Below are 511 nucleotides of genomic sequence, written 5' to 3' on the forward strand. Positions count from 1 at the left end.
ACCCAAGTCAGATGGCCTCAGCCATCAACAACTCCCGCGTATACGGATGCCGCGCATCAGCAAACAGCGTCGCCGTCTCCCCCTGCTCCACCACCCTCCCCTGACGCATCACCGCAATCCGGTCACACAACCGCGCAGCCACCCGCAAGTCATGAGTAATAAACACAATGCTCAACCTGAACCGCCGCTGCAGCGACTCCAGCAACTCCAGAATCTGCACCTGGATCAGCGCATCAAGCGCCGACACACACTCATCAGCGATCAACACCTTAGGCTCCACCGCCAACGCCCGGGCGATCCCTATGCGCTGTCGCTGCCCCCCGGAAAACTCATGAGGAAACCGCTCAAACGCCGCTGCCGGCAACCCCACCAACCCCAGCAACTCACGGGCCCGCCGCTCGGCATCCGCCTTGGAAACCCCCTGCACCAAAGGCCCAGTCATAACAATCTGCCCCACCGTCTGCCGCGGATTGAGCGAGGCAAACGGATCCTGGAAAATCATCTGCACATC

Annotated in this window: 1 protein-coding gene; it reads right to left on the reverse strand. The window is 61.1% G+C overall.

Annotated features, from left to right (window positions below; all coding sequences use genetic code 11):
• Positions 1-7: 7 nt before the first annotated feature.
• Positions 8-511: ATP-binding cassette domain-containing protein (locus tag HX786_RS31645; RefSeq protein ID WP_178913098.1), on the reverse strand; the 504-nt coding region annotated here is incomplete at its 5' end.

This window comes from Pseudomonas sp. 21615526 (assembly GCF_013386245.1).
Classification (GTDB): Bacteria; Pseudomonadota; Gammaproteobacteria; order Pseudomonadales; family Pseudomonadaceae; genus Aquipseudomonas.